This window comes from Nonomuraea sp. NPDC049784 (assembly GCF_040659615.1).
GTDB lineage: Bacteria > Actinomycetota > Actinomycetes > Streptosporangiales > Streptosporangiaceae > Nonomuraea.
This window is the reverse complement of the sequence record NZ_JBFAMX010001091.1, coordinates 1-1,977: the sequence shown is the minus strand read 5'-3', so window position 1 is coordinate 1,977 and position 1,977 is coordinate 1. Positions and strand designations below refer to the sequence as shown.

Below are 1,977 nucleotides of genomic sequence, written 5' to 3'. Positions count from 1 at the left end.
GGCGGTCAGCAGCGGCTCGGCCGTGCTCGGCCACCCGTTGCTCGATGAGCGCCTATCCGGATACGCCAGCGTGTTGATTGGTGGCTTGGGCGTGGCCGCGCTGCTGGCCACCGCGATCCTTATCCACGCCCTGTCGGCCGTACGCCGAAGCGTGGCAGCCCCTGTGGCCGTGCCGGTGATGGTCGTGCCCGCTGTGACGGCGGAAGATCAAGTTGCCGTGTTGCGCAGCCTCCTGGCCGAGGTTCGATGCGAGGTCGCGCAGATGCACGACGAGGTCAGCGTCGCACTCGCCCGGCAGCAGGCCACCGCCCAGGGCAGCACTGACGTGGAACGGCTCGCCGCGGGTCCGCACTTGGACGACAACGGTTCCCTTGCTCAGGAGCGGTCATGGTGAGCGCGGACCTGGCCCAGGTTGTCGCGCGCATCTGTGCGCGGATCGCGCCGGAGACGACCGCTCGGGTCGAGATGCTGGCAGGCGGCAGCGTTCGCGTCGAGAGCGATCCCGCTCTGGAGGCTCGCATGCGCTGGGCGGGCGAGCATCGGCTGCTGCGCGAGCTGCGGCTGGTCGGCTGGCAGGTTGTCCGGGACCGGCGCGGCCACCTGCAGGTCGGCGGATGGAGCACGATCAACTTGGCTCATCGGGCGCAGACGCTGAATGTTGCCGCGCAGGCCATGGGTGAGGTGGCGCCGACTCTTGCGTTGCTGCTGGTTGCCGTTGACGACTACCACCGGGTCTATCGCCGCGCCGGCGTGGCCGAGGCGGCTGCGGCCGCTGGAGCGGTCGTCGTCGACTGGTACCAGCGCTGGCCACGACGGCTTGCCGATCTGGAAGGGCTCGATCGCCAGGCCGATGGTCTCATTGCCTACGTGCTGCTGCAGCGCTGCCAGGAACTGGAGCAGCACGTCGTGGCGCTCAGCCAGATCCACCGCCGGATTGCCGCCGACGCCGCAAGCTGCCTCGGTGAGCTGATGCCGCGCTGGGGGAGCGGTGGCGAGATCAGCGCACAGCTCATGCAGCGGGCCCGCCAGCGTTTCGCCGACGAACTGCCCCCCTGCACGGCCACCTTCACCCTCAACGGGAGGAGGACGTGATGGCGTGGCTTCTGCTGGCCCTGGCGATCGCCATCGAGATCGCCTGCTCCACCGCGCTCAAGGCCGCATCCCAAGGGGGCACCTCGGGTTCCCCTGCTGTGTACACCGGGCTGGCCTTGGCCGGGGTGGTGCTCTCGTACCTCCTCATGAGCAGCGCCCTGCGCCTACACATGGAGATCGGCACCGCCTACGCCATCTGGTCCGGGGTCGGCACCGCGGCGATCGCCCTCATCGGCATCGTCACCTTCGGCGAGTCCATCAACGCGGCAAAGACATGCGCACTCATCTTCATCATCATCGGTGTCGTCCTGCTGCAGCTGGCTCCCCAAACTCGCACCACCGCCACCGCGATAACACCGACGCCCCCACCTCGGCCAGCGGTGGCGGTGGTGCGACCCCACACAATCGCCGACGTCACCGCGGCTATGACCGACCTAGCCGCAGCACTATCGCAGCTAGCACGCGGGCCCAGGCCGGTGGAGGCGGCCTCGGCCGCGAGTCCACATCTGCAGGTGCTGCCCCGCGAACTCACCAGGACGCAGGGCGTTGAGGTCTTCGATCAACGGTCCGTCGCCCCCGTGCGCGTACCCGCTGACGGGCGGACGCTGCCCCGCGCTGTGACCGGCGATGGCGCCAATTCTCGCCCGTCCACCGTGCCCGCCGTGCTGTACATGCACCTGCCCATCCAGTCGCAGCTGCGGCCGGCCACCACCCGCAGGCCTTTCTGCCATCTGTCCGACCGTCTTTCGCCGATCGACAACCCCTAGGACTGTCATGACCCCTCGCTCGCGCATAACGCCGCCCGGCTCACGTCTGCTCGACGCCTCCGTCTCTTCCTGGCAACCACGCATGGCCACCTCCCAGCGCGGCACCTCCTGCCGCAGC

The 1,977-nt window shown here is 69.1% G+C and carries 3 protein-coding genes; all 3 read left to right on the top strand.

The genetic code is table 11. The features are described 5' to 3' along the window. Positions 1 to 394: hypothetical protein (locus AB0J09_RS63565; protein ID WP_360714051.1), on the top strand; the 394-nt coding region annotated here is incomplete at its 5' end. Next, on the top strand, positions 388 to 1,092 hold the full coding sequence (locus tag AB0J09_RS63560; RefSeq protein ID WP_360714049.1) for a hypothetical protein: 705 nt from the start codon (positions 388 to 390) through the stop codon (positions 1,090 to 1,092). The genes AB0J09_RS63565 and AB0J09_RS63560, both read left to right, overlap by 7 nt. Further along, on the top strand, positions 1,092 to 1,859 hold the full coding sequence (locus AB0J09_RS63555; protein ID WP_360714047.1) for a multidrug efflux SMR transporter: 768 nt from the start codon (positions 1,092 to 1,094) through the stop codon (positions 1,857 to 1,859). Before AB0J09_RS63560 ends, AB0J09_RS63555 begins: the two co-directional genes overlap by 1 nt. The last annotated feature ends 118 nt before the right edge of the window (positions 1,860 to 1,977 follow it).

Excerpts from the sequence above, each read along its gene's own strand:
- AB0J09_RS63560 (WP_360714049.1), top strand. The coding sequence starts at position 388 with ATGGTGAGCGCGGACCTGGCCCAGGTTGTCGCGCGCATCTGTGCGCGG.
- AB0J09_RS63555 (WP_360714047.1), top strand. The coding sequence starts at position 1,092 with ATGGCGTGGCTTCTGCTGGCCCTGGCGATCGCCATCGAGATCGCCTGC.